This window comes from Affinirhizobium straminoryzae (assembly GCF_007004135.1).
Classification (GTDB): Bacteria; Pseudomonadota; Alphaproteobacteria; order Rhizobiales; family Rhizobiaceae; genus Neorhizobium; species Neorhizobium straminoryzae.
On the sequence record NZ_VJMG01000132.1, the window covers coordinates 1 to 1,017 of the forward strand.

At 61.8% G+C, this 1,017-nt stretch carries 2 protein-coding genes; both read right to left on the bottom strand.

The annotated features are described in order from the left end of the window. Positions 1 to 291 (bottom strand): TolB-like translocation protein (locus FNA46_RS25805; RefSeq protein WP_483923589.1); only part of this gene is annotated, 291 nt, incomplete at its 3' end. 125 nt (positions 292 to 416) lie between these two features. Continuing rightward, the gene (locus FNA46_RS25810; RefSeq protein ID WP_143128097.1) at positions 417 to 803 is read right to left on the bottom strand and encodes a hypothetical protein; all 387 of its coding nucleotides are present in this window, start codon (positions 801 to 803) and stop codon (positions 417 to 419) included. Positions 804 to 1,017: the final 214 nt, after the last annotated feature.

Genomic DNA, 1,017 nt, shown 5'->3' on the forward strand with positions numbered 1-1,017 from the left:
CGGCAGGACGTAGATGGCGGACTTGCCAAACTCGCATTTGTCGGAAATCGCGATGTGGCGGCCATCCGGTGCAATGCCATGGTCATTGTTGCAGCGGATGGCAAAGCCGGTGTCGATCGGTTCCGGGATCGCCTCCCCCGACAGAGGCAGACGATACATGCGCCCCTCGCTGTTCAGCATCAGGAAGCGTCCATCCGGCGACCAGTTCGGGGCCTCGAACAGATCAGGCGTCTGCCAGACGACACGCGACGAACGGCTTGCAAGATCATAGATTTCGATGGAACTGCGCACATGGTCCTCCCGATCCTGGGACGCGTCGCTGGGCTCGGGCGTCAGGATTTCCTTAGCCCCGATGACCGTTCGTCATCAAGGTGCTGTTCCGTCACAGGGCCGCGTCTTGAAAGGCGGGCGGCGCCTTACTCGATTGACAGCAGGAAGTTGCAGGGCGTGCCCTTGAGGCGGGCGGCGCGGGTCTGGAACAGGGAAATGCGGAAGGTTTCGCCCGCCTCCGCCTCTTCGACGCGGGTCGTCGGGAACTGGCGGAATTCCGGCATGAAGCCGAGTTCGGCATCGGTGCGCAGTTCGGCGCCACAGGTTTCGTTGTCCGCCTCGATGTGGAAGGTCACCTTGCGCGTGCCCGATGTCTTGACGATGTAGGACTTCGATTCACCGGTGGTGGAGACGCCCTTGAACTGCTGGACTTTGGATTGATCCGTGAGGGTCACGACCGTCGGGCGCTCCACGGCCTGCGCTGCGCCGCAGGCAAGCACGAGAACAGTCAGGGTCGAGATTGCAAGGCGCATGAGCATATCCTTTAAAACCCATTTTGCGCACAGGACATTCCTGATGACCAGTCATTTCGTCGTGTCGCGGCAGCCTTGAACACCGGGGTGTTGCATTGACAGCGCACTCCGTGCCGGATGACTGGGCCTTACCCCCGGTCGCGGAAGCGGTTGGTGATCGGATAGCGCCGGTCGCGGCCGAAATTCTTCCTGGTGATCTTCACGCCCGGCGCCG